This is a genomic window from Actinosynnema sp. NPDC037264 (genome assembly GCF_055603705.1).
Genome location: NZ_JBVJVK010000039.1, coordinates 49,245 through 73,886, shown reverse-complemented (window position 1 = coordinate 73,886; position 24,642 = coordinate 49,245). Strand labels below are relative to the sequence as shown.

Sequence of the window (24,642 nt, the reverse complement as noted above, 5' to 3'; positions counted from 1 at the left end):
GTACTCGGTGCTAACGATATGCGGGCACCGGGGCAAAAATAAGCATGCTTATTTGGCCCCGGTGGCGGCTGTCGGGGTCGTGGACGTCGAGGACCGCCGACGGGTCGAGCCTGGCTCAGCCGTGCCAGGCGCAGCTTCACAGCCGTTCGGGCGGCAACCGGTAGACGCGGGTGGCCGTGCCGCCGAACACCTCGTCGCGCTCGGCGGAGCTGAGACCGGCGGTCAGGCCCTCGGCCGCCGCGACGACCTCCTCGTACGAGCCCGCGAGCAGGCAGACCGGCCAGTCGGAGCCGAACATCACCCGCGACGGACCGAACGCGTCCAGCACGACGTCGGCGTACGGACGCAGGTCCGCCACGGTCCACCCGACCGGGTCGGCCTCGGTGACCATGCCCGACAACTTGCAGGTGACGTTCGGCTCGGCGGCGAGCCCGCGGAGGAGGGACGCCCACGGTTCGAGGTCGCCGGCGGCGATCGGGGGCTTCGACAGGTGGTCCAGCACGAACGTCGCCCCGGGCAGCGCGCGCACGGTCTCGATCGCCGCCGGCAACTGGTGCACGAGGGTGAGCAGGTCGTAGGCCAGCCCCGCCTCCGCGACCGCGCGCAGCCCGCGCCGGACGTCGGGCCGGGTCAGCCACCGCGGGTCCGGCTCACCCTGCACCAGGTGCCGCACCCCGACGAGCAGGTCGCCGCCCGGACCGGCGCGCAGCGCGGCGAGCACGTCGTCGATGCCGGGGTCGGTGAGGTCGACCCACCCGACGACGCCCGCCACCAGACCTTTGCCCTCGTCGGCGGACAGGGACAGGAACTCGGCCGTCTCCTCGACCTCCGGGAGGACCTGGACCAGCACCGTCCGGTCGATCTCCGCCACCGCCGCGACCGACGACAGGTCGTCGAGGGTGAAGTCGCGGCGGATCGGGGCGAGGTCCGCTCCGTCGAGCCAGTCGTGGGCACGAGGGCTCGGCCCGGTCGAGGTCGGCGTGCCCGCCGGGAGCCGCCAGACGTGGTGGTGCGCGTCTATCCGGATCATGTCGTCTCCACCTCGGTCGGCCGCCGCACGAGCGCGGCGAAGGCTAGCAACACATCCCACCTCATCGGACGCGGGCGTTGCCGGGCGGTCAGGCCCGCTGGAGCAGGAAGCGCTGGTTGTCACCCCCGCCGGGGGTCCACTGGGAGATGCGCGCGCCGTCGGCGGTCGACGCGCTCCACACGTCCATGGCCAGGTTGCTGAGCCGGTTGACCAGGCTGACGACACCGCCGCCCTGGTCGACCACGCGCCACTGCTGGCTCGTGGCGTTGGTGTCTTGTCGCTGGGTGATGTCGGCGCCGGTGCTCGAACTCGCGACCTGGAGCACCAGGCCGCTGTGCCGGGCCCGGACGCGGTAGTAACCGCCGCCCGAGTCGACGAAGTCGAACTGCTGGTTCAGCCCGCCGGTCGCCGACCACTGCTGCAGCAGGGCCCCGGCGGCGGTGGACACGCCGCTGATGTCGGCGAACTTGCCGCTGTGCCGCGCGACGAGCCGGTAGTACACCCCCGGCTGCACGATCGGCCCGCTGCCGCCGCCCTGCCCGGTCACCCGGTACGTGTGCCCGGCCTGACCCGGGAACTCGACGACGTCCGCCTCGGGCTTGGTCGGCTGCACGACTGCGCCGCTCGTCGTGTCGGTCAGCTCGAACGTGCCGGTGAACACCCGGTTGCGGATCCGGACCGCGCCGTCGCGGTCCGGCGTGACGGAGAGGGTGATCGCGGTGCTGCTCCAGGTCGCGCCGACCGTGTACCCGCCGCGCCCGCGCAGACCCGTCACGCTGCCCGTCGGCCACGCCGGCGGCAGCGCGGGCAGCACGTGCAGCTCGCGGTTGTGGCTGTGCAGCAGCATCTCGGCGATGCCGGAGGTCGCGCCGAAGTTGCCGTCGATCTGGAACGGCGGGTGCAGGTCGAACATGTTGGGCGCGAGCCTCGCCGGCGTCACCAGGTAGCGGATCAGGTCGTGCGCCCGGCCGCCCTCCTCCATCCGCGCCCAGTAGTTGATCTTCCAAGCCAGCGACCACCCGGTGCCGTCGTCGCCGCGCAGCTGGAGGGTCCGGCGGGCGGCCTCGAACAGCTGGGGCGTGCCGCGCTTGGTGATCTGGTTGCTCGGGTGCAGGCCGTACAGGTGCGAGACGTGCCGGTGGTTCGTCTCGGGCTCCACCCAGTCGTAGAGCCACTCCATGATGTTGCCGCGCGAGCCGACCCGCATCGGGGCGAGCCGTTGCGCCGTCGCGCGGACCCGGGTGCGGAAGTCGGCGTCCACGCCGAGCACCTCCGAGGCGCGGGCGCAGCCCTCGAACAGGTCGCGCAGGATCTGCATGTCCATCGTGGGACCCGCGGCCACGCTGGCGTTCGCGTGGTGCGGCAGTTCCGGCGAGTTCGACGGGTTGGTGACCAGCCACTTCAGCGTCGGTTCCTCCACGAGGGTGTCGAGGAAGAACTGGGCGGAGCCCTTCATCGCGGGGTAGTAGGACCGCAGGAACTCGACGTCGCCGGTGAACAGGTAGTGGTCCCAGATCATGGTGGACAGCCACGCGCCGCCGGTCTGCCACATGCCCCACAGCGCGCCGTCCACCACCGAGGACCCCCGCCACCCGTCGGTGTTGTGGTGGGTGACCCAGCCGCCGGCGTTGTACTGCGCACGCGCGGTGCGGGCGCCGGTCACGGTGAGGTCGTTGATCATCCGGAACACCGGCTCGTAGCACTCGGCGAGGTTGGTCGTGTCCGTCGGCCAGTAGTTCATCGGCAGGTTGGCGTTGATGGTGTACTTCGAGTCCCACGAGGGGGTCAGCTGGTCGTTCCAGATGCCCTGCAGGTTCGCGGGCTGGCTGCCCGGCCGCGACGACGCGATCAGCAGGTACCGGCCGTACTGGAAGAGCAGCGCGGAGAACTGCGGGTCGACCGCGGTGTTGTGCTGGGAGATCCGGACGTCGGTCGGCTGGTCCGCCGCCGCGGTGCGACCGACGTCGAGGGTGACGCGCCCGAACAGCCGCTGGTAGTCGGCCACGTGCCGGCTGCGCAGGACGTCGTACGCCGTGCCCTGCGCGCCGCTGAGGCGGCCCCGCGCGATGCCCTGGTAGTCGCCCGCCACGTTGCGGTAGTCGACGTAGCTGGTGCCGATCGAGATCAACAACGTGACGCTGTTGGCGTTGGTCACCCGCAGCGTGCCGCCGGAGCTGCTGGTGCTGCCACCCTCCGCGACGGCCTTGGCCAGCGCGAGGAACCGGACCGAGCCCGCGATGCCCCGCTGGTCGCCGGACCGGCCGTCCAACCCGATCGTCGTGCCGTCCGGGCTCGACGTGGTCGCCCGTTGCGGCGTGCTGAACGTGGCGGTGAACGAGATCGACCCGGGCGTCTCGGCGGTCAGGCGCATCGCGATCACCTGGTCCGGCGCGCTGGCGATCACCTCGCGGCGGTACCGCACGTTGTTCGCCACGTAGGTCACCACGGTCGTGGCCGTGGTCAGGTCGAGCCACCGCTGGTAGCCGGACACCGTGCCGGGGCTGGGGAAGGTGAGCCTGAGGTCGCCCACGGGCTGGTAGGCGAGCTGGCCGGCCGGGTTGCCCAGCATGGCCTGGTCGATGAGGCTCTGCGCCTGCGACCACTGGTTCGCGAACACCAGGCGTCTGATCTCCGGCAGCGCGGCCGCACCCCGCGTGTTGGTGTAGTCGTGCGGACCGCCGGCCCACACCGTGTCCTCGTTGAGCTGCAACCGCTCGGTGTCGGCGTTGCCGAAGACCATCGCGCCGAGGCGGCCGTTGCCGATCGGCAACGCGCGGAGCCACTCCGTGCCGGCCTGCCGGTCGTACCACAAGGCCAGGTCGTCGACCGCGCGCACTTCCGGCGGCGCGGCCGAGTCGGCACGGGCCACCGCGGTCCAGCCGCCCGGCACCAGCGCGGCCCCGGCGCCCGCCGCGCCGAGCTGCATGAGTCGCCTACGTGGCAAGTCCGACATGCTGGATCCTCCAAAGCGGACGGTGGTGGACCGGGCGCGGGCCACGACTGTCCTCAGTGGCCGGTGGGCCGCCGGATCGCGGCGCAACGCCCGCGGCTCGGCCGGAGCCCTCCGGGCAACGTAGCCATCGGCGAACGGTGCCGTCAATGCTTGACGGGCGATTGATGTTAGCGATAACACGTGTTTCTTGCCGAGGCACCCGATCAATTGCGCATTCGCCTGGCAGTTCTGACGAAGCCGTTGCGGCTAAAGGGTTAGCGCTAACAATTTTAGCAAGTCGAACGTTGACGCCCCGAGTCGTGGGTGGCTACGGTGCGGGAAGGCTCCGGAAGGTCCGCCGGCACGAGGTGGGCAACCCGGCCGCACCCGTCGACGATGACGAGGGGGCTCTTCGATGCGACGAACACATCGGGCTGGACCGGGCGCCGTGTTCCGGCCGGCGCGTCCGCCCGACCCCGGTCGCCGGGCGCCGTCTATTGAGGACAGTGCGGCGCACGTCGCCCGGACTCCCGGCGGGCGACCGGCGAAGTCGTTGCTTTAGCCGATCATTAGCACTTAGCCTCCGCTCCGGTCCGAATCGGTTCGAATCGCGCACCGACCGATTCGTGCGGAGTACCCGTGGTTCACCGGCGAACCGTCCCGGCCGTGCCCGCCTTCGCGGTCGCGTGCGGAGTCGGTCCGCCGCGCCACCCGCCGCCGGCACCGGCCCGTCGACGGGGTGATCGCGGAAAAGTCGCCCGAATTCTTCCCGACTTCGACTGGGAACGCTCCCGGACACCTCCGGGCGCCGCCGGCCGGGTCGAAGCCCTGTCAGCTGAGATCAAAGGGTGTGAGCCTGCCATGAGACATCGGGTCAGGGCGGCGTTGTCCGCCGCTCTCCTCGTGGCCGCCGGTGTGGTGGCGACGGTGATCGGCTCCTCGTCACCGGCGTCCGCGCACGCGGTCAACCCCGCCGACTTCCAGCAGGTCGAGCTGGCCCGCGGGGTCGGCGAAGTGGGCGAGCCGATGACGCTCGCCGTCCTGCCGGACCGCTCGGTGCTGCACACCGCCCGCAACGGGACGGTGCGCCGCACCACGGCCGCGGGCGTCACCAGCGTGATCGGCACGGTGCCGGTCTACACGCACGACGAGGAAGGCATGCAGGGCATCGGGGTGGACCCCGGCTTCGCCACCAACCGGTTCATCTACCTGTTCTACGCCCCGCCGCTGTCCACCCCGGGCGGTGACGCGCCGGCCACCGGTTCGGACTTCTCGGCGTGGAAGGGGGTCAACCGGCTGGCCCGGTTCACCCTGAACGCCGACTTCACCCTGAACATGGCCAGCCAGATCACCGTGCTGGAGGTCGCGACCGACCGCGGCAACTGCTGCCACGTCGGCGGCGACATCGACTTCGACGCGGCGGGCAACCTGTACCTGTCCACCGGGGACGACTCCAACCCGTTCGACTCGAGCGGCTACACCCCGATCGACGAGCGGACCAACCGCAACCCGGTCTACGACGCGCAGCGCAGCGCGGGCAACACCAACGACCTGCGCGGCAAGGTGCTGCGGATCAAGGTGAACGCCAACGGGTCGTACTCGATCCCGGCGGGCAACCTGTTCGCGCCCGGCACCGCCAACACCCGGCCCGAGATCTACGCGATGGGCCTGCGCAACCCGTTCCGCTTCAACGTGGACAAGGCGACCGGCGCGATCTACCTCGGCGAGTACGGGCCCGACGCGGGCACGAGCAGCAACACGCGCGGGCCCGCCGGCCTGGTGGAGTTCAACCGGATCACCTCGGCGGGCAACTACGGTTGGCCGTACTGCGTCGGCTCGAACACCACGGCCGAGGCGTACGTCGACTACAACTTCGCCACCGGGCAGTCCGGCAGCCGGTTCAACTGCGCCGCGCCGGCCAACAACTCGCCGCGCAACACCGGGTTGGGCACGCTGCCCGCCGCGCGCTCGGCGTGGATCAAGTACGACAACTGCTCCTTCTCCGCGTTCGGCTGCGGCTCGGAGTCGCCGATGGCCGCTCCGGTGTACCGGTACGACGCGGCCAACCCGTCGTCGATCAAGTTCCCGCCCGCGCTGGACGGGCACGTGTTCGCCACCGAGTTCGGCCGGCGCTGGATCAAGACCATCGACGTCAACGCCGACGGGTCGGCCGGGCAGGTCAGCGACTTCCCCTGGCGCGGCACGCAGGTCATGGACGCCACCTTCGGCCCGGACGGCGCGCTCTACGTGCTGGACTACGGCACCGGCTGGGGCAGCGGTGACGCCAGCTCGGCCCTCTACCGCATCGAGTACAACCCGGCCGGGAACAAGGCGCCGACCGCACGGGCCGGCGCGAACCCCGTCTCCGGCAGCGCGCCGCTGACGGTGAACTTCTCGTCGGCCGGATCCTCGGACCCCGAGGGCGGCGCACTGACCTACACGTGGAACTTCGGCGACGGCGCCACGTCCACGGCCGCCAACCCCACCCACACCTACACGTCCAACGGGCAGTACTCGGCGACGCTCACGGTCACCGACACCGGAGGCCGCTCCGGTAGCGCCGGCGTGTCGATCTCGGTCGGGAACACCGCGCCCGTGGTGAAGCTGGACTCGCCGGTCAACGGCACCCTGTTCAGCTTCGGCGACGCCGTGCCGTACACGATCACGGCGTCGGACGCGGAGGACGGCACGATCGACTGCACCAGGGTGAAGCTGAGCTACGTGCTCGGCCACGACAGCCACGGGCACCCGATCACCACGCAGACCGGCTGCTCGGGCACGTTGCAGATCCCGGTGGACGGTGAGCACGACACGGCGGCGAACCTGTTCGCGGTGCTCGACGCCGAGTACACCGACTCCGGCGCGAACGGACAGCCGCCGGTGACCACGCACACGCAGCACGTGCTGCAGCTGCGGCACCGCCAGGCGGAGCACTACTCGACCCAGTCCGGCACCGCCCTGTACGACAAGGCCGCCGCCGAGGGCGGGCGGACCGTCGGCGACATCCAGAACGGCGACTGGATCGCGTTCGAGCCGTACGCGCTCGGCACGACCACGAGGTTCACCGCGCGGGTGTCGTCCGCCGGCTCGGGCGGCACGCTGTCGGTGCGCAGCGGTTCGCCCACCGGGCCGGTGCTCGGCTCGGTGACCGTGCCGGTGACCGGCGGGTGGGAGACCTTCACGGACGTCTCCACCACCTTGGCCAACGTGCCGCCGGGGACCATCGCGCTGTACCTGACCTTCGCCGGCGGCTCGGGCACGCTCTTCGACGTGGACGCCTACACGTTCGGCACGTCCACGGGGAGCACGCGGACCGGGCCGATCGTCGGGGTCGCGAGCAAGTGCGTGGACGTCAACGGCGGCAGTTCGGCGGACGGCGCGAAGGTCCAGCTGTGGACGTGCAACGGTGGCGCGAACCAGCGCTGGACGGTGAGCGGGTCCACGTTGCGCGCGCTGGACAAGTGCATGGAGGCGGCCGGCACCGCCGACGGCAGCCTGGTGCGGCTGTGGACCTGCAACGGCGGTGGCGGCCAGAACTGGACCGCCGGCGCCAACGGGTCGCTGGTGAACGCGCAGTCGGGCAAGTGCCTGGACGCCAACGGCGCCAGCTCCGCGGACGGCACGCAGTTGATCATCTGGAGCTGCCACGGCGGCACCAACCAGCGATGGACCCTGCCCTGACGGACCCGCCCTGACGGACCCGCCTTGATGAACCCGCCCCGACGAACCCCGCCCGGATGAAACCGGCAAGGACCGCGCGGTGGCGTCGTCCCCACACCAGGGGCGACGCCACCTCGCCCTCCTCCCAGGAGGCCAAGAGATGAGAAACCCCTTCACCCGGCGCGTGATCGGGGTGGCCGCCGCCGCCCTGACCGTCGCCGCGCTCAACTCCAGTCCACCGGCCGCCGCGGCCGACGCGCCGTACGACGTCCTGGTGTTCTCCAAGACCGCGGGCTTCCGCCACGACTCGATCCCGGCCGGCATCCAGCTGATCCGGGACCTGGGCGCGGCCAACAGCTTCACGGTCACCGCCACCGAGGACTCGAACCACTTCACCTCCACCAACCTGGCCAAGTACGAGACGGTGGTGTTCCTCAACACCACGGGTGACGTGCTCAACGCGACGCAGCAGACCGCGTTCGAGTCCTACGTCCGCGGCGGTGGCGGGTACGTCGGCATCCACTCGGCGTCCGACACCGAGTACGACTGGCCGTTCTACGGCGAGCTGGTCGGCACGTACTTCACCTCGCACCCGGCCATCCAGCAGGCGACGGTCCGGGTGGAGAACCGGGCGCACCCGGCCACCGCGCACCTGAGCCCGGCGTGGACCCGGACCGACGAGTGGTACAACTTCCGCGGCAGCGTCCGGTCGACGGCCCGGGTCCTGGCGACCCTGGACGAGTCGACCTACAGCGGCGGCTCGATGGGCGCCGACCACCCCCACACCTGGTGCAAGACCGTCCAGGCGGGCCGCTCGTTCTACACCGGCAGCGGCCACACCCAGTCCAGCTACGCCGAGGCGGGTTTCCGCGCCATGGTCCTCGGCGGCCTGCGCTACACGGCCAACCGGGCCGACGCCGACTGCCGGCCGGAGAACGGCTACACCACCCTGTACAACGGCTCCACCACCGGCTGGACGCAGGTCGGCCCGGGCGGCTTCACCAACAGCGACAACACGCTGACCTCCTCCGGCGGCATGGGGATGCTCTGGTACAGCGCCAAGGAGTTCCGCTCCTACTCCCTAAAGCTGGACTGGCGGATGCCCGGGGACGACAACTCCGGCGTGGTCCTCGGGTTCCCGGCGGGCAGCAGCGCGGACTCGGCCCTCGCCAACGGCCACGAGGTGCAGATCGACGCCACCGACACCGCGGACAAGACGACCGGCGCGATCTACGGGTTCAAGGGCGCCGACCAGGCGGCCCGCGACGCCGCGCTCAACCCGCCCGGCGAGTGGAACACCTACGAGCTGCTGGTCGAAGGCGAGCGCTTGCAGGTGTTCCTCAACGGCGTGCTGATCAACGACTTCACCAACACCGACCCGGCCCGGTCCCTGGCGTCCGGGCACATCGGCATCCAGAACCACGGCACCGGGGACGACGTGTCGTTCCGCAACATCCGGATCAAGGAGCTGGGCACCGTCCCGGTTCCGCGCACCGGGCCGATCACCGGCGCCTCCGGCAAGTGCGTCGACGTCAGCGGTGGCAACACGGCTGACGGCACGAGGTTGCAGCTGTGGACGTGCAACGGCGGCGTTAACCAGCGCTGGACGGTCAACGGGTCCACCCTGCGCGCGCTGGACAAGTGCATGGAGGTGTCGGGGACGGCGAACGCCGCGGCGGTGCGGCTGTGGACCTGCAACGGCAGCGGTGGCCAGAACTGGACCGCCGGCGCCAACGGCTCGCTGGTCAACCCGCAGTCGGGCAAGTGCCTGGACGCCAACGGCGGCAGTTCCGCGGACGGCACGCAGTTGATCATCTGGAGCTGCCACGGCGGCACCAACCAACGGTGGACCCTGCCGTGAACCGAAGGAGTGCTCGATGAAAGCCAGCGTTGAGGCCCCCGACACCCCGCGGACACGACGCCGACGACCGGTGACGGCCACCGTGGCGGCGGTGCTCCTCGCGGCCGGCACGGTGACGGCGGTGACCGCGGTGCCCGCGTCGGCGGCCACGGTCGACCCGAGCGCGTGGTACGTGCTGGTGAACCGCAACAGCGGCAAGGTGCTGGACGTGTACGGCCTGGCGACCAACGACGGTGGTCGCATCGCGCAGTGGTCGCGCAACGACGGCGCGAACCAGCAGTGGCAGTTCCTGGACTCCGGCGGCGGCTACTACCGCATCAAGTCACGCCACTCCGGCAAGGTCCTCGACGTGCCCAACTCCTCCACCGCCGACGGCGCCGCGATCCAGCAGTGGACCGACCACGGCGGCACCAACCAGCAGTTCCGGCTGGCCGACTCCGACGGCGGCCACGTCCGGTTGATCGCCCGGCACAGCAACAAGGCGGTGGAGGTGCAGGGCTCCTCGACCGCGGACGGCGCGAACGCCGTGCAGTACGCCGACACGGGCGGGAACAACCAGCAGTGGGTGTTGACCAAGGTGTCGGGCGGCGGCGACCCCGGCGGCAGCGGGTGCGGCAAGGCGCCGACGATGCGCAGCGGCGCGCACACGATCACGAGCAGCGGCAAGAGCCGCAGCTTCGTCCTGCGGGTGCCCGACGGCTACGACAACACCCGGCCGTACCGGCTGATCTTCGGGTTCCACTGGAACGGCGGCACGATGAACGACGTGTCGGGCGGTGGGACGAGCGGTGCGGCGTGGTCGTACTACGGGATGCAGGAGCAGTCGAACAACAGCGCGATCCTGGTGGCGCCGCAGGGCCTGGGCAACGGCTGGGCGAACTCCGGCGGCGAGGACGTGGTGTTCGTCGACGACATGATCAGGCGGATCGAGGCGGACCTGTGCGTCGACCCGAAGCTGCGCTTCGCGATGGGGTTCAGCTACGGCGGCGGCATGAGCTACTCGCTGGCGTGCTCGCGGCCGACGGTGTTCCGCGGGGTCGTGGTGTACGCGGGCGGGCAGCTGAGCGGGTGCTCGGGCGGCACGCAGCCGGTCGCGTACTTCGGGATCCACGGCATCTCGGACAACGTGCTGAACATCTCGGCGGGGCGGTCGTTGCGCGACCGGTTCGTCCGGAACAACGGTTGTGCCGCGCTGAGCCCGCGTGAGCCGGCCCCGGGCAGCCGCACGCACATCACGACCGCGTACTCGTGCCAGCCGGGTTACCCGGTGCAGTGGGCCGCGTTCGACGGTGGCCACGGGCCGGGTCCGGTCGACGGCTGCGCGTGCGAGGACGGCGTGCGGACCTGGACCAAGGGCGAGGCGTGGAGGTTCATCGCCCAGTTCTGATCACGCGCGGACCAACCGGCAGGACGGGGCGCCCGTGCTTCCCGCTTCGCGATCGACCAGGCCAGAGCGGTCAGCTCGGCCGCGGGTCGCGGAACGGCGGAGCCCGGGTGCCCCTTGGCCGGTGCGGCCGGGGTGACCCAGCACTTTCATCGAGCAGGACATGCCACCGCCGGGTGCGGCCGCGAGTCGATGCCGCGCAACCCGGTAGCCGTCACCGCGCGGCACCCAGGATCGGAGGAGGACCCATGGCGGACGAGCCCACCGGGCTCTGGCTGATCGGCGCACGCGGCTCCGTCGCGCCGACCGCCGCTCGCGGGCTGCCGGCCCCGCGCGCGGGCCGGACACCCGTGACCGAGCGTCCCGGCCCGGCCGGCGTCACGCCGCCGGGCCGGGCGCGGAGCCGGCGGGTGAGCCGCACATGACGTTCGACATCGGCTACGGCACCAACGGGTTCGCCAACCACCGCCTGGACGACGCGCTCGGGATCATCGCCGACCTCGGCTACACGGCGGTCGCGCTCACGCTCGACCACCACCACCTCGACCCGTTCGCCGACGACGTCGGCGCGCGGACCGAACGGCTCGCGGCACGCCTGTCGGCGCTGGGACTGCGCGTCGTCGTGGAGACGGGTGCGCGTTACCTGCTCGACCCGCGGCACAAGCACCACCCGACGCTGGTGAGCGACGGCCAGGAGATCCGGGTCGACTTCCTGGTGCGCGCCAAGCGGATCGCGGCCGACCTCGGCGCGGACTGCGTGTCCTTCTGGTCCGGCGTCGGCTCCTCGGACAGCTGGGAACACCTGAAGTCCGGCGTCGCCGCGGTGCTGGAACGCGGGCCCGCCGTGCCGCTCGCGCTGGAGCCGGAGCCCTGCATGGTGGTGGAGCGACTGGACCAGGCGCTGCGGCTGCGCGACGAGCTCGGCCGACCCGAACTCCTGGGGATCACCGTGGACGTCGGGCACTGCGTGGCGGTGGAGTGGCAGGGCGCGGCGGCGTGCCTGCGGCAGGCCGGTGGGCTGCTGATGAACGTGCAGCTGGACGACATGGTGCAGGGCGTGCACGAACACCTGGAGTTCGGGGACGGGCAGCTGGACCTGCCCGACACCCTCGGGGCGCTGATCGACATCGGCTACACCGGCGTCGCGGCCGTGGAGCTGCCCCGGCACAGCCACGCGGCACCCGTGGTGGCGGGTCGGGCGTTCGAGGCGCTGCGCACCGCGAACTGGCTGGCCTGGGCCGAGCAGTCGCTGCGGGCCGACCCCTCCTCGATCCGGACCCTCTTCCCCGTCGTGGGACGAGCGGTGCGCTCCGGCCAGCGCGAGGCGCGGACGCGGCTGCTCGTCGCGTACGTCGAGAACTCCGGCGACGCGGCCGAAGGGCTCACCACGCTCTACCGGCAGGGCACGTCGGCCGAACGCCTCGGGGTGCTGCGAGGGCTCGCCGACATCGGGGACCGGGTGCCGGGGACGGGCGTCGACCTGGTCAAGGACGCCCTGAGCAGCAACGAGAGCGGCCTCGTCGCGGCGGCGATGGGCGCTTTCGCCGCGCGTCACCTCGACCAGCGCACCTGGCGGCAGGGCGTGCTGAAGTGCTTGGTGATGAGCATCCCGCTGACCGTGGTGAGCGACCTCGACCGACGTGCCGACGACGAGTTGCTGCGCATGGTGTCCGCGTTCGCCGACGAACGCCGCGCGGCCGGCCGCCCGGTGCCGCCCGACGCCTTGGACCTGCTCGGGAAGCCCGCCTGATCCACACCTCCGACCCCGTCACACCGAGGGATCAGCGCTCCACCTGATCTGCGGCGGTCCGGACCGCAGGCGTCCGGCTCATCGTGGTGGCGCCACGGAGTCCCGGTGGCGGACGGGCATCGGTACGCGATACGTGCCGCCCCCGCGCACGCGGCCCGACTCGGATCGGTGGGCTTCGGCGAAGAGGAGGTCGACGGCCTTCGCGCCGAGGTCGTGGTGCGGGAGGGCGACGGTGGTCAGGCCCGGGCGCAGCCAGGACGCGATGGGGTGGTCGTCGAACGAGACGACGGAGACGTCGTCGGGCACGGTGAGGCCGGCGTCCTGCAACGCCTGGTAGGCGCCGAGCGCGAGCCGGTCGTCCAGGCAGATCAACGCACGGGGACGCGTGGCGCCCAACAGGGCCCGGGTCGCCTCGAAGCCGTACTTCGGCAACCACCAGCGGCACGCGTGCCCGCTCTCCACCTCGACGCCCACCTCGCCCAGCTCCCGGCGGATGCCGGTGAGCCGGTCGAACGCCGCGGTCCGGCCCGGTGGCACGTCGTCGCCGGACGGGCCGACGCCGATGAGGTGGATGCCCTCCCGGTGGCCGGCGTCGAGCAGCACGCGTGCCGCGGCACGGCCCGCCTGGACCTCGTCGGGCAGGACCGAGACCAGTGGCGAGGGCTCCCTGGGTAAGACGTTGAGCAGCACCGCCGGGCCGCCGGCGAGCTCGGCCGGGATGCTGATCGTCCTGGCGTGCACCGAGGCGAGGATGATGCCGTCGACCCGGTAGTCGCGCATCGTCTCGATCAACGTGCGCTGGAAGCCGGCGTCGCCCTCGGTCTCACCGAACAGCAGCGTGACGCCGTGCCTGCGGGCCGCGCCGAGCGCACCTTTGATCATGTGGCCCGCGAGCCGCGAACTGGCGACCGAATCGGACACGAAGGCGATCGTCTGCGTCCTCGTCCCGCGCGGCCCCATCGGGACCCGGTCGCGGCGGTACTCCAGCTCCGTCGCCGCTTCGCGGACCCGGCGCTGCATCTCCTCGGAGATCCGCAGGTCGCGACCGCGCCCCGAGAGGACCAGGGACACGGTGGTCTGGGAGACGCCGACCACCTTGGCCACATCGGCCAGGGTGACCCGTCGTGCGCCCAACGTGGACCTCCCGTTCTCCGAGCCCGGCCGCCGGCGCGGCGACCGGTGCGTGCACAACAAGGGACGGGGCCGTTCGAAAGGGGAGCGGACCCACCGGGAGCGCTCCCAACATCGGGGAAAGCGCGGCAGCCGCCCGTCAGCCGGGGCCGCCGGTCCGGTGCGCGCAGGGTGCGCGGCCGTTCGGCCGTTGTGGCATGAGCTGCTCCACTACGTCGTGGTGCTCGCGGGTCGGAGTTCGTACGAGCCGGATCTCCTCCTCCGATGAGTCAGACTCATCGGAGCTGTGGTCCTCGTTACTCATGACAGCCTGTGGGCGGCGGTTCCGTCAAGAGAAACCTGAGACTATTTCGCCGTACGCATCATAGCCTCGATCGTCGGGTCGCTGCTCGTCGGGAAAGTTTCCGTCCCTGCCGAAGTAAGTACTACTCATCGTTCCCTTGAGGGCGGTGGATCGGTATGCTGGCGAAGTCGTCGGCCATGAGCGCGACGACGCTCAGCGGAGTGGCTGCGCGGAGGGGGTGATGTCGTCGGGTGACCACCTAGCGCTCCAGGCGGCTCGGGTCTCCGTTGTCGGCGCGCCGCACCAGCCACGCTTCGGTGATGTGGGTGAACATGGCCTCGGCGGCGCCGGCCGGGTCGCGCGCCGCGATCCGCTCGCAGATCCGGCGGTGCCCCTCGTTCGACGCCACGCACAACGCCCGCTCGCTGCGGCCCAGGTAGCGGGCGGTGTTGATGACCTGACCCTCCAGGGATCGCACCACGCCCCGGGCGATCCGGTTGCCCGACGCGCGCATGATCGTGTCGTGGAAGGCGCGGTCCTGCTCCTGGTAGGCGGCGGGGTCGTCGACGAGTTGGTCCATCCGGTCCACGAGGGCGCGTAGCCGGTCGATCGCGTCCTCGTCGGCCGTGCGTGCGGCCACCTGGGCCATGTCCGATTCGAGGAGCCGTCGGGTGACCACGAGATCGTCGAGCACGGCCAGCGTCTCGTCCTCGGCGATGGTTGCCGCGAGGACGAGTTCGTCCAGCATGTTCCACGTCGCGGGCTCCGTGACCGTGGTGCCCGCGCCTTGGCGCACCTGGACCAGGCCCTTCTCCTGGAGGATCTTCACCGCCTCGCGGATGACGGTCCGGCTCACCGCGAAGGTCTCGCCCAGCGCGGGCTCGGGCGGCAGGGGGGTCCCGGGCGGGTGGACGCCGCGGACGATGCGGCCCACGAGCTCCGCGGTGACCGCCTTGGCCAGGTTGGCCGGTCGACGCGTCCACTCGGGAGGTGCGGGTGGGTCGTCGCCCGGTCGCCGGCCCGCTGCGGTCATCGTTCCTCCGGTCGCGTCACGCGCCCCGAGCTTCAGGGCTGATCAGAGTATACGTAGGACCGTTGACGTCAGACGTCATACGAGTTAGGTTTCGACACCAATCGCGCCGAGGGCGTACCCGGCCGTCGTCTGGGAAGTGAGCAGCGATGAAGCAGCGCGCACTGTGGTCGGCTGCCGTGGTCCTGGGTCTGGCCCTGGCCACGGGATGCGGGAGCGCCACGGCGCCGGGGTCCTCCGGCGGCTCGGGCGACAAGCTGGTGGTCTGGGACTGGAAGTCCGGGGACGCGAACGTGGCCGCGTACCTCGACCAGGCGAAGGCCGATTTCGCGAAGAGTCACCCGGACGTGGACGTCGAGTTCGTGGCGCAGCCGTTCGACCAGTACTACACGCTGCTCGGGGCGGCCATCCAGGCCGGCAAGGGTCCCGACGTCATGCTGTTCAACGGCGGCGGCCAGCTCCGGGACCGGGTCGACGCGCTGGTGCCGCTCGACGAGTACGTGGCCCAGGACAAGCAGCGGCTCGCCGGCTGGGAGGCGTTCACCCGCGACGGGAAGACCTACGCCTCGCCGGTGACGCTGCAAGGGCACCCCCTCTACTACAACAAGGCGCTGTACGAGCAGGCCGGACTGGACCCCGAGGCGCCCGCCGCGAAGTGGGACGAGTTCGTCGCCGACTGCGGCGTCATCACCGGCAAGACCGGCGCCAAGTGCTTCGGCGTCGGCAACAAGGAGGGCATCGGCATCCAGTTCTTCCTCTCCAGCATCGGGTCGGCCGTGCTCACGCCGCAGGAGTACGACGACTGGATCGCCGGGAAGCGGAACTGGGCCTCGCCGGACGTGAAGCGGATCTTCGAGCTCTGGAAGCAGGTCAACGACGACGGCCTGAACAACGACGGGGTCAACTCCACCGCGATGTTCAACGACGCGTTCGCGGTCTTCCAGTCGGCCAAGGCCGCGCACATCATCGGCCTGATGTCCGACATCGGGCACTGGAAGGACTTCGCCGAGTTCCTCGACGCGGACAAGGTCGGCGTGATGGACGCGCCCCTGGTCAACCCGGCCGCGACGCCGAGCCTGCCCTACGACGGCGGCATCGGCTACGCGGTCGCCAAGTGGACCAAGGACCCGAAGCGGGCCGCCGACCTGGTGCGGTCGTTGACCTCGTCCGCGGCGTTGAAGGCGTTCTACGCGGACGCGGGCGCCATCGCGTCCGACACCACGATCGACGTCTCCGCCGGCGGCCCGGCCGTCACCTCGATCACCGCGGGCATCAAGACCGGCAAGCCCGCGCTGCACGTCGCCCTGTCCAGCAAGACGATCGACCTGATGGGCCGCCTCTCGCAGCAGCTGCTCAGCGGCTCCACCACGGTGGACGAGGCCGTCGCGCAGCTGGCCGACTCCGACAAGGCGAGTTGATCCGTGCCGTCCGGGGGTTCTCCGTCCTCGGTGCGCCCGGTGGTGGCCGAGCGGAACGAGGGGAAGGCGGTCGCCGGCGCAGCGGTCCGGCGACCGGACAAGCCGCTCACCCGGCGCGCTCGTCGCGGGTCGCGGGCCGAGCGCCTGGCGCCGCTCGTGCTCCTGGCGCCGGCGGTGCTGATCATCGTGGTGCTGCGCCTGTGGCCGCTGGTGCTCGGGGTGAACTTCTCCTTCACCGGCGACGGCGACCGCAACGGCCTGCCGGTCGGCTTCGACAACTACGTGACCCTGTTCGGCGACCCGCTGTTCCGCACGGCGTTGCGCAACGTCGGCCTGCTGGTGCTGTTGCTGCCCGTGGCCGTGGCGATCCCGGGGCTGCTCGCCACGTTCATCTACCTGAAGGTGCCGGGGCACCGGGTCTTCCGCGGCGTGTACTTCTTCCCGGCCGTGCTCTCCCCGGTGATCGTCGGGGCGATCTTCAACCTGCTCCTCGCCTACGACGGCCCGCTCAACGCGGTCCTCGGCGGGGTGGGGCTCGGGTCGGTGGACTGGCTCGGCGACCCGGACGTGGCGATCTTCGCGGTGGTCGGGGTGCACGTCTGGGCGACGTTCGGCATGGCGCTGGTCGTCTTCCTGGCCGGGTTCTCCGCGCTGGACCCCTCGCTGCTCGACGCCGCCCGGGTGGACGGGGCGACGCTGCCCCAGACGGTCCGGCACGTGATCGTCCCGGGCCTGACCCGCACCATCCAGTTCGTCTTCGTCACCACCATGATCGGCATGTTGACCTCGATGTTCGGCCTGCTGTTCGTGATGACCGGCGGCGGGCCGGAGGGCTCCACCTACCTGCCCGAGTACTACATCTGGGTCCAGCAGGGGCAGTTCAACCAGCCCGCGCTGGCGTCCGCCGCGTCGACAGCGCTGTTCCTGATCATGCTCGTCGTGGGGCTGGCCCAGGTCGCCGTCCTGCGCCGCGCGGGGAGGGAGGGCTGATGGCCGGCCGGCGGTTGACGAGGTGGGTCGTCGCGGTCCCGATGGCCGCGCTCGCGCTGGCCACGATCTACCCGTTGGTGTTCACCACCAACGTGGCCGTGAAGACGCGGCGCGAGTACGTGCTCGACCGGTTCTCGCTGTCGGACGCGCTGCGGTGGGACAACGTCGCCGCGGCGTGGACGAGCGTCGGGATGTCCCGGTACTTCCTCAACTCGGCGGTGGTGGTGACCTGCTCGGTCGCGCTGCTGCTGCTGTTCGGGTCGATGGCGGGTTTCGCGCTCGCCCGGTTGCGGTTCCGCGGCTCCTCGGTGCTCTTCCTGGGCATCCTCGCCGCGTTGTTCGTCCCGTTCCAGGTGATCATGGTCCCGCTGGCCCGGATCATGTCCGACGCCGGCCTCGTCGACACCTACCCGGGGCTCGTCCTCGCGTACGTGGCGCAGTTCCTGCCGTTCACGGTCTTCCTGATGACCAGCTACTACTCGACCGTGCCCGCCGAGATCCTGGACGCCGCGCGGATCGACGGGAACACCGTGTACGGCGCGTACTGGCGGATCATGCTCCCGCTGGGCAGGCCGGCGCTGCTGTCGGTCGGCGTGCTCGACGCCCTGTTCTGCTGGAACGACGTGCTCATCTCGTTGCTCATGATGCCGTCGGCAGACCATCGCACGCTCATGGTCGGTGTCACCTCGTTGCGAGGGCAGTACTCGGATGACATCCCCGTGTTCGCCTCCGGCGTGCTGATCGCCGCGGTGCCCGTCCTCGTCGTCTACCTGTTCCTGCAGCGCCAGATCGCCGACGGCGTGACCGCAGGGGCCACGAAGGGCTGACATGCGCATCACTGGTTACCGGACCCTCACCACCGTCCAGGACTGGGGTCGGCCGGTCGGCGACGCCAACGGCGTCTTCGCCGACGGCGTCGTCCGGGTGCCGATCGTCCTCGTCGAGACGGACGTGGGCATCACCGGCGTCGGGCTCGGCCCGCACGTCGAGATCGACTCGATCTTCGCCGCCTTGGAGGGCGAAGACCCGCGCGGTGTCACCGCCCTCTACGACCGGATGCTGCGCCAGACGTTCAAGGCCGGTCACGCGGGCGCGGTGTTCGGCACCATCGGCGCCCTCGACACCGCGCTGTGGGACATCAAGGCGCAGGCCGCGGGCGAACCGCTGTGGCGGCTGCTCGGCGGACGTGACCGCCGCGTGCCCGCCTACGCCTCCGGTGTGGACATCGGGCTGGGCGACGACGAGCTCGTCGCGCTGTACGAGACCTACGCCGACCGCGGCCTGCGGGTGGCGAAGCTCAAGGGAGGTCTCGACGTCGATCGGGACCGGGACCGCCTCATCCTGGTGCGCGACGTGCTCACCAACGCCGGCCGGGGCACCCGGCCGGGCTTGATGCTCGACGTCAACGAGGCGTTGACCCGCAAGCAGGCGGTGCGCCACGTCAGCGAGCTCGAGCGGACGCTCGACCTGATCTGGATCGAGGAGCCGGTGCGGCGGTGGGACGCGGAGGGGCACGCGGCCGTCGGCCGAGGTGTCCGGGCGTCGGTCGCCAGCGGCGAGAACCTCACCGGCCTGGAGCAGTACCGCCCGCTGATCTCGGCGGGTGCGGTCGACGTCGTCCAGGCGGCGGCGGGCTGGGGCGTCACCCACTTCCTGCGGGTCGCGGCCCTGGCCCACGCGCACGACCTGCCCGTCAGCCCCATCGGCAACACGCCGGTCGGGTTGCTGCACGCCGCGACGTCCGTGCCGAACCACCTGGTCAGCGAACTGCAGGACCTCCAGCCGCCGACCGGGATCTCGATCGACCTCCACGTCGAGGACGGGGCGTTCGTCCTGGGCGACAGCCCGGGGCTGGGCCTGCGCGTCGACGAGGAGGCGATCGTCGCGTCCCGGCTCGGACTCGCCCTCCCGGTGACCGAAGGTCCGCACGTGCGGCCGGAACGCGCCGGGCAGCGCCTGCTGGCCGTGGTGCGGGACGTCGTCGCGCCGCCGGAGCAGCTGCACCCCTTGAGCTCCTGATCGACCGGCCCGACAACGATGTCGGGCCGGCCGCACTTCCCGCTAGGAGTCCGAAGTGGACCACTCGCGACGTTATGGGATGGTCACCCGGTTGCGCCCGGAGCGGCGCGACGACTACCTCCGGCTGCACGCCGAGGTCTGGCCGTCCGTCGAACGCATGCTGATCGAGGCCAACATCCGCAACTTCACCATCTTCCTGCACGGCGACCTGCTCTTCGGATACTACGAGTACGTCGGCGAGGACCACGACGCCGACCAGGCGCGGATCGCGGCCGACCCCGAGTCGCGGCGCTGGTGGGCGTTGACCGACCCGTGCCAGGAGTCGCCGAGCGACCCCGGCTCCCCGGTGCGCTGGGAGCCGATGCACGAGGTGTGGCACCTGACCCCCGGCGTCGTGCCGCAGCCAGGGGACGGGCCGCCGCCGCACCGCTAGGCGTTCGCCGACGGCCGGATGCGCCCCTGCGCCCCGCGCACCCGGCCGGCTCGCCCGCGCCACCACGAAGTGCCGTCCGACGGCTCCGCCGGACGTCGCACGCACACACCCCAAGTCAGGAGGTCTCCTTGTCCACGTCCTCTTCCTCCGCGGTGCGAAGGCCGGTGTCCGCGGGCGTTGCCGCGGTGGTGCTGACCGCCACCGCCGCGGCGGTCGGTCTCGCCCCTCCCGCGTCCGCCGCCACCACCACCCTCTACGCCTCGCCGTCCGGCACCGGCACCAGCTGCTCCGCCACCCAGCCGTGCTCGCTGCCCGCCGCCCAAGCCGCGGTGCGGTCGCAGACCGGCGGCATGTCCGGCGACATCGTCGTGCAGCTGGCCGACGGGGTGTACCGGCTCTCCGAGCCGCTGCGGCTGACCGCGGCGGACTCCGGCAACAACGGCTACCGCGTGCGGTGGCAGGCGGCGCCGTCCGCCCGTCCCGTCATCAGCGGCGCCAGGGCCGTCACCGGCTGGTCGGTCGTCGACGCCGGCAAGAACATCTGGCGGGCCACCGTCCCCACCGGGATCGACTCGCGCCAGCTCTACGTCGACGGCGCGGTCGCGACCAGGGCGCGCAGGCAGGTGAACCGGGCCGACTTCACGTTCACGAGCACCGGCATGAGGTTCTCCAGCTCCGCGCTGAGCTACCTGAACAACCTGGCCAACCAGAACCGGGTCGAGGTGGAGAGCGTCAACTCCTTCACCGACCGGTACTCGCCGGTGCAGAGCATCAGCGGGAACTTCCTCACCATGCAGCAGCCCGCGTGGAACAACAACACCTTCGGGTACGACACCCTGACCCAGCCGCACCGGGCCGGGCCCTTCTACCTGGCCAACGCCTACGAGTTCCTGGACGCGCCGGGGGAGTGGCACCTCAACCCCGGCACGGGCGCGTTGTCCTACATCCCGTTGGCCGGGCAGAACATGAGCACCGCCGGCGTGGAGCTGCCGGTGCTGCAGTCGCTGGTGGACGTCGGCGGCACTTATGACGCGCCGGCGCACCACATCTCGTTCAGCGGGATCACGTTCAGCGGCACCACCTGGCTCGGACCCAGCAGCAACCAGGGTTACGCGGACCAGCAGACCGGCGCCTACATCGCCGGCAACTGGAACTGGCCGGGCGACCGGCTGACGTCGTGCCAGAACGGCTGCACCCAGTTCGAGGCGGCGCGACCGCACTGGAACCAGATGCCCGCCGCCGTGCAGGTCTCCGCCGCCAACAACATCACCTTCAGCGAGTCCCAGTTCGTCAACCTCGGCCAGACGGCGATCGGCATCGGCAACGACGCCAACGCGCACGCCAGCGGCGTCGGCCTCGGGGCGAGCAACATCACCGTCACGCGGTCGGAGATCGCCCGCAGCTCGGCCGGCGGCATCGTGGTCGGCGGCGTGCGCGCCGACGCCCACCACCCGAGCGACCAGCGAATGGTCAACCGGGACATCACCGTGAGCTACAACCGCATCCACGACCTCGGCATCGAGTACCGGGGCAACGTCTCCGTGCTCAACACCTACGTCACCAACGCCACGGTGTCCCACAACGAGGTCTACAACATGCCGTACTCCGGCATGTCGATCGGGTACGGCTGGGGCGCCAACGACGCCGGCGGCAACAACAACTACGCCAACCGCGGCCTGTACAACTACCAGCCGCGCTACACGACGCCGACCACGGCCTCCAACAACCGGTTGATCAACAACTACGTCCACGACGTCATGCAGCAGATGAACGACGGCGGCTGCATCTATACGCTGTCGTGGAACCCCGGCGCCTCGATCAGCGGGAACCACTGCCTGCGGACCAACGGCTACTTCGGGGTCTACTTCGACGAGGGCTCGAAGTACTACTCCGTCACGGGCAACGTCTTCGCCAACACCGGCACGTGGGCCACCGCGAACTACTGGGGTGGCGAGAACATGGGCAACTGGACCGTCACCAACAACTGGTCGACCAACGGCAGCACCAACGTGACCAACGGCGATCGCGGCAACGTGGTGTCCGGCAACACGGTCGTCACCAACGGCAACTGGCCGGCCGGCGCGCAGGCCGTGATGGCCAACGCCGGTCCCGGCGGCGGCACCACCACCGGCCCGCAGAACGCGATGCTCGTGGGTGCCCAATCGGGACGCTGCGCCGAAGTCGCCGCCGGCAGCGCCAACGGCGCCCAGGCCCGGCTCTGGGACTGCGCGGGCGGCGCCAACCAGCGGTGGACCTACACCGCGGGCAAGCAGCTGACGGTGAACGGCAAGTGCCTGGACGCCAGCGGCGCCGGAACCGCGAACGGCACGGCCGCGATCATCTGGGACTGCCACGGCGGCACCAACCAGCAGTGGAACGTGAACGCCAACGGCACCATCACCGGGGTGCAGTCCGGGCTGTGCCTGGACGCGAGCGGCAACGGGACCGCCAACGGCACCCTGCTCCACCTCTGGTCGTGCCACGGCGGCACCAACCAGCAGTGGGGCGTGCGCAACTGACGTGCCGGGGGGGGGGGGGGCCCCCCAACCCCCCCCCCCACCCGCGCCTCTCCCCGCGGGAGTTCACCCCCGTGTTCCCCTCGCCTGTTCTTGGGGGCGGTCGCCACCCCCCCACCACCAGATGCGCGCGCCCCCCCCCCCCCCCCCCCCGCCTCCCCCCCCCCCCCCCCCCCCCCCCCACCGCTCGCGCTGCGCCATGTGAGCGTTAACTACGGTGTCCACCTTGACTCTTCGTGGAGCCGGTCGCATCATCGCGCCATGCAGATCGCCTATCCACGACATCCGTTGTGAGCGTGAACAACCCTCGCCGACGGGACGGTGGCCGAGGCGCGGGTCTAGGCCGACATGAGGGACAACCCCAGGCAGCACCGGCAGGCCGCGTGGCAGAGGTGCGTCGACGTCGATCGGAACGTCGGCCGCCGTTCCCGCGAGAGACCGTCGCGGTAGCGGCACGGCACGGCGGAACCGTTGCTTTAGCGCGGTTTTAGCCTTTACCGTCGCCCGAGTCGAAGCGATTCGAAACCCGCACCGCCGATCGCTCGTCATCTCCGCGCACGCCGCCGCCCTGCCCTCCCACATCGTCGTAGGAGTGAGAATGCAGCCTTCACCCGTTGGTCGAGCGGGTCCTGTGAAGCGATGGTGGCGCTCGCCGGTGGCGGTGCGCGCGCGTGTCCTGCTGGCACTGGCCGTCCTGCCCGCGGCGCTGTCGACGTGGTCCGCACCGGTGACCGCGCTGGCGGCCGCCACGGGGCCGTGCGACATCTACGCGTCGGGCGGCACGCCCTGCGTGGCCGCGCACAGCACGACGCGGGCCCTCTACGGCTCGTACGCGGGCAAGCTCTACCAGGTCAGGCGTTCGTCGGACAACACGACGAGGGACATCGGTCTCCTGGCCGCCGGCGGCACCGCCGACGCGGCGACCCAGGACTCGTTCTGCGCCGGCTCCACCTGCGTGATCACGGTCGTCTACGACCAGTCCGGGCGGGGCAACGACCTGTGGTACCAGGGTTCTTCGGTGGTGCCGGGTTCGCCCCAGAGCAGGCCCGCGATCGCGACCTCCGAATCGGTGGCGGTGGGCGGCAGCAAGGCCTACTCGCTCTACATCAACCCGGGCAACAGCTACTGGCGTGACGGCCACCTGACGGGCGTGCCGACGGGGGCCGCGCCGGAGGGCATGTACATGGTCACCAGCGGCACGCACGTGAACAACGGCTGCTGCTTCGACTACGGCAACAGCGAGACGACCCGGAAGGCCGACGCGGCCGGCGCGATGGACGCGATCAACTTCAGCACGCAGTGCTGGTTCGGCGGGTGCTCGGGCACCGGTCCCTGGGTCCAGGCGGACCTCGAGTGGGGCCTGTTCCCCGGCGGCAGCCAGCAGTGGAACCCGAACCAGCGCGCGTTCCCCAACAGGTTCGTCACGGCGATGCTGAAGAACAACGGGACCACGCGGTTCGCGCTCAAGGGCAGTGACGCCCAGGCGGGCAGCCTGACCACGCTGTGGGACGGCCCGCTGCCCAACGGGTACAGCCCGATGAAGAAGCAGGGCGCCATCATCCTGGGCAGCGGTGGCGACTGCTGCAAGCCCGACGGCGGCGCGAACCTCAGCGCGGGGACCTTCTACGAGGGCGCGATGGTGGCGGGCTACCCGTCCGACGCCACCGAGAACGCGGTGCAGGCCAACGTGGTCGCGGCCGGGTACAGCGCCGGCGGCGGCCCGACCCCGGGCGGTGCGGTGCGCGCGGTCGGCGCGGGCAAGTGCCTCGACGTGCCGAACGGGACGGCCGGCACGCAAGCCCGGATCTGGGACTGCCAGGGTGGCTCCGGGCAGACGTGGACCCGGACGTCGGCGGGCGAGCTGAGCGTCTACGCCGGCGCCGAACGGCGGTGCCTCGACGCCTACGGCCAAGGGACGAGCGCGGGCACCAGGACGGTCCTCTGGTCGTGCAACGGCCAGGCCAACCAGCGCTGGAACGTCAACGCCAACGGCACGATCACCGGCGCGCAGTCCGGCCTGTGCCTGGACGTGTCCGGGGCGTCGACGGCCAACGGCGCGCTGGTGCAGCTGTGGACCTGCAACGGCGGCTCCAACCAGCAGTGGGGCGTCGGCTGAGCCCCACCCCGGAGTTCGTGACTCGACCGCGGGGGGGGGGGGGGGGTGGGGGGGGCGGTCCACCCACAAAGGGTGAGCGCGGAAAACGA

At 71.1% G+C, this 24,642-nt stretch carries 15 protein-coding genes and 2 pseudogenes; 13 read left to right on the top strand and 4 right to left on the bottom strand.

Going from position 1 to position 24,642, the window contains the following annotated elements; all coding sequences use genetic code 11:
- Positions 1-136: 136 nt before the first annotated feature.
- Positions 137-1,030, bottom strand: a complete 894-nt coding sequence (locus ACZ7GX_RS31705; protein ID WP_498781980.1) for an amidohydrolase family protein — start codon at positions 1,028-1,030, stop codon at positions 137-139.
- Between the two features lie 88 nt (positions 1,031-1,118).
- Positions 1,119-3,983: a glycosyl hydrolase family 95 catalytic domain-containing protein gene (locus ACZ7GX_RS31700; RefSeq protein WP_498781978.1), complete on the bottom strand. Its 2,865-nt coding sequence runs from the start codon at positions 3,981-3,983 to the stop codon at positions 1,119-1,121.
- An 840-nt stretch (positions 3,984-4,823) separates the two neighbouring features.
- On the opposite strand from ACZ7GX_RS31700, the gene ACZ7GX_RS31695 reads away from it, so the two are divergent.
- From ACZ7GX_RS31695 to ACZ7GX_RS31670, 6 genes and pseudogenes are all read left to right on the top strand, one after another.
- Positions 4,824-7,643, top strand: coding sequence for a PQQ-dependent sugar dehydrogenase (locus tag ACZ7GX_RS31695; protein ID WP_498781976.1), 2,820 nt, complete (start codon positions 4,824-4,826; stop codon positions 7,641-7,643).
- 139 nt (positions 7,644-7,782) lie between these two features.
- A pseudogene (locus ACZ7GX_RS31690) lies at positions 7,783-9,075 on the top strand (ThuA domain-containing protein); the annotation flags it as partial.
- A 99-nt stretch (positions 9,076-9,174) separates the two neighbouring features.
- Positions 9,175-9,483, top strand: a pseudogene (locus tag ACZ7GX_RS31685) (ricin-type beta-trefoil lectin domain protein); the annotation flags it as partial.
- A gap of 16 nt (positions 9,484-9,499) precedes the next feature.
- Positions 9,500-10,870: an RICIN domain-containing protein gene (locus tag ACZ7GX_RS31680; RefSeq protein ID WP_498781974.1), complete on the top strand. Its 1,371-nt coding sequence runs from the start codon at positions 9,500-9,502 to the stop codon at positions 10,868-10,870.
- A 245-nt stretch (positions 10,871-11,115) separates the two neighbouring features.
- A complete protein-coding gene (locus ACZ7GX_RS31675; RefSeq protein ID WP_498781994.1) occupies positions 11,116-11,292 on the top strand; it encodes a hypothetical protein in 177 nt (58 codons plus the stop codon).
- Entirely contained in the window at positions 11,289-12,617 is a 1,329-nt protein-coding gene (locus ACZ7GX_RS31670) for an EboA domain-containing protein (protein ID WP_498781972.1), read from the top strand. Before ACZ7GX_RS31675 ends, ACZ7GX_RS31670 begins: the two co-directional genes overlap by 4 nt.
- Positions 12,618-12,695: 78 nt before the next feature.
- Here ACZ7GX_RS31670 and ACZ7GX_RS31665 read toward each other — a convergent pair whose 3' ends face one another.
- Positions 12,696-13,751, bottom strand: a complete 1,056-nt coding sequence (locus ACZ7GX_RS31665) for a LacI family DNA-binding transcriptional regulator (RefSeq protein ID WP_498781970.1) — start codon at positions 13,749-13,751, stop codon at positions 12,696-12,698.
- Between the two features lie 539 nt (positions 13,752-14,290).
- Positions 14,291-15,064 carry a FadR/GntR family transcriptional regulator gene (locus ACZ7GX_RS31660; protein ID WP_498781968.1) on the bottom strand — a complete coding sequence of 258 codons (774 nt, stop codon included), beginning with the start codon at positions 15,062-15,064 and terminating at the stop codon, positions 14,291-14,293.
- A gap of 146 nt (positions 15,065-15,210) precedes the next feature.
- Between ACZ7GX_RS31660 and ACZ7GX_RS31655 the strand changes: the two genes are divergently transcribed.
- The 7 genes from ACZ7GX_RS31655 to ACZ7GX_RS31625 all read left to right on the top strand — a co-directional run bounded on the left by ACZ7GX_RS31655 (position 15,211) and on the right by ACZ7GX_RS31625 (position 24,553).
- Positions 15,211-16,479, top strand: coding sequence for an ABC transporter substrate-binding protein (locus ACZ7GX_RS31655; protein ID WP_498781966.1), 1,269 nt, complete (start codon positions 15,211-15,213; stop codon positions 16,477-16,479).
- A 39-nt stretch (positions 16,480-16,518) separates the two neighbouring features.
- Positions 16,519-17,469 carry a carbohydrate ABC transporter permease gene (locus ACZ7GX_RS31650; protein WP_498781964.1) on the top strand — a complete coding sequence of 317 codons (951 nt, stop codon included), beginning with the start codon at positions 16,519-16,521 and terminating at the stop codon, positions 17,467-17,469.
- Positions 17,469-18,296 carry a carbohydrate ABC transporter permease gene (locus ACZ7GX_RS31645; protein WP_498781962.1) on the top strand — a complete coding sequence of 276 codons (828 nt, stop codon included), beginning with the start codon at positions 17,469-17,471 and terminating at the stop codon, positions 18,294-18,296. The genes ACZ7GX_RS31650 and ACZ7GX_RS31645 overlap by 1 nt, the downstream gene beginning before the upstream one ends.
- 1 nt (position 18,297) lies before the next feature.
- The gene (locus ACZ7GX_RS31640) at positions 18,298-19,488 is read left to right on the top strand and encodes a mandelate racemase/muconate lactonizing enzyme family protein (protein WP_498781960.1); all 1,191 of its coding nucleotides are present in this window, start codon (positions 18,298-18,300) and stop codon (positions 19,486-19,488) included.
- 55 nt (positions 19,489-19,543) lie between these two features.
- Positions 19,544-19,921 (top strand): L-rhamnose mutarotase, encoded by a 378-nt coding sequence (locus ACZ7GX_RS31635; protein WP_498781958.1) that lies wholly within the window; start codon positions 19,544-19,546, stop codon positions 19,919-19,921.
- A gap of 164 nt (positions 19,922-20,085) precedes the next feature.
- On the top strand, positions 20,086-22,440 hold the full coding sequence (locus ACZ7GX_RS31630; protein ID WP_498781956.1) for a ricin-type beta-trefoil lectin domain protein: 2,355 nt from the start codon (positions 20,086-20,088) through the stop codon (positions 22,438-22,440).
- Positions 22,441-23,068: 628 nt separating this feature from the next.
- On the top strand, positions 23,069-24,553 hold the full coding sequence (locus ACZ7GX_RS31625; protein ID WP_498781954.1) for an arabinofuranosidase catalytic domain-containing protein: 1,485 nt from the start codon (positions 23,069-23,071) through the stop codon (positions 24,551-24,553).
- Positions 24,554-24,642 lie beyond the last annotated feature (89 nt).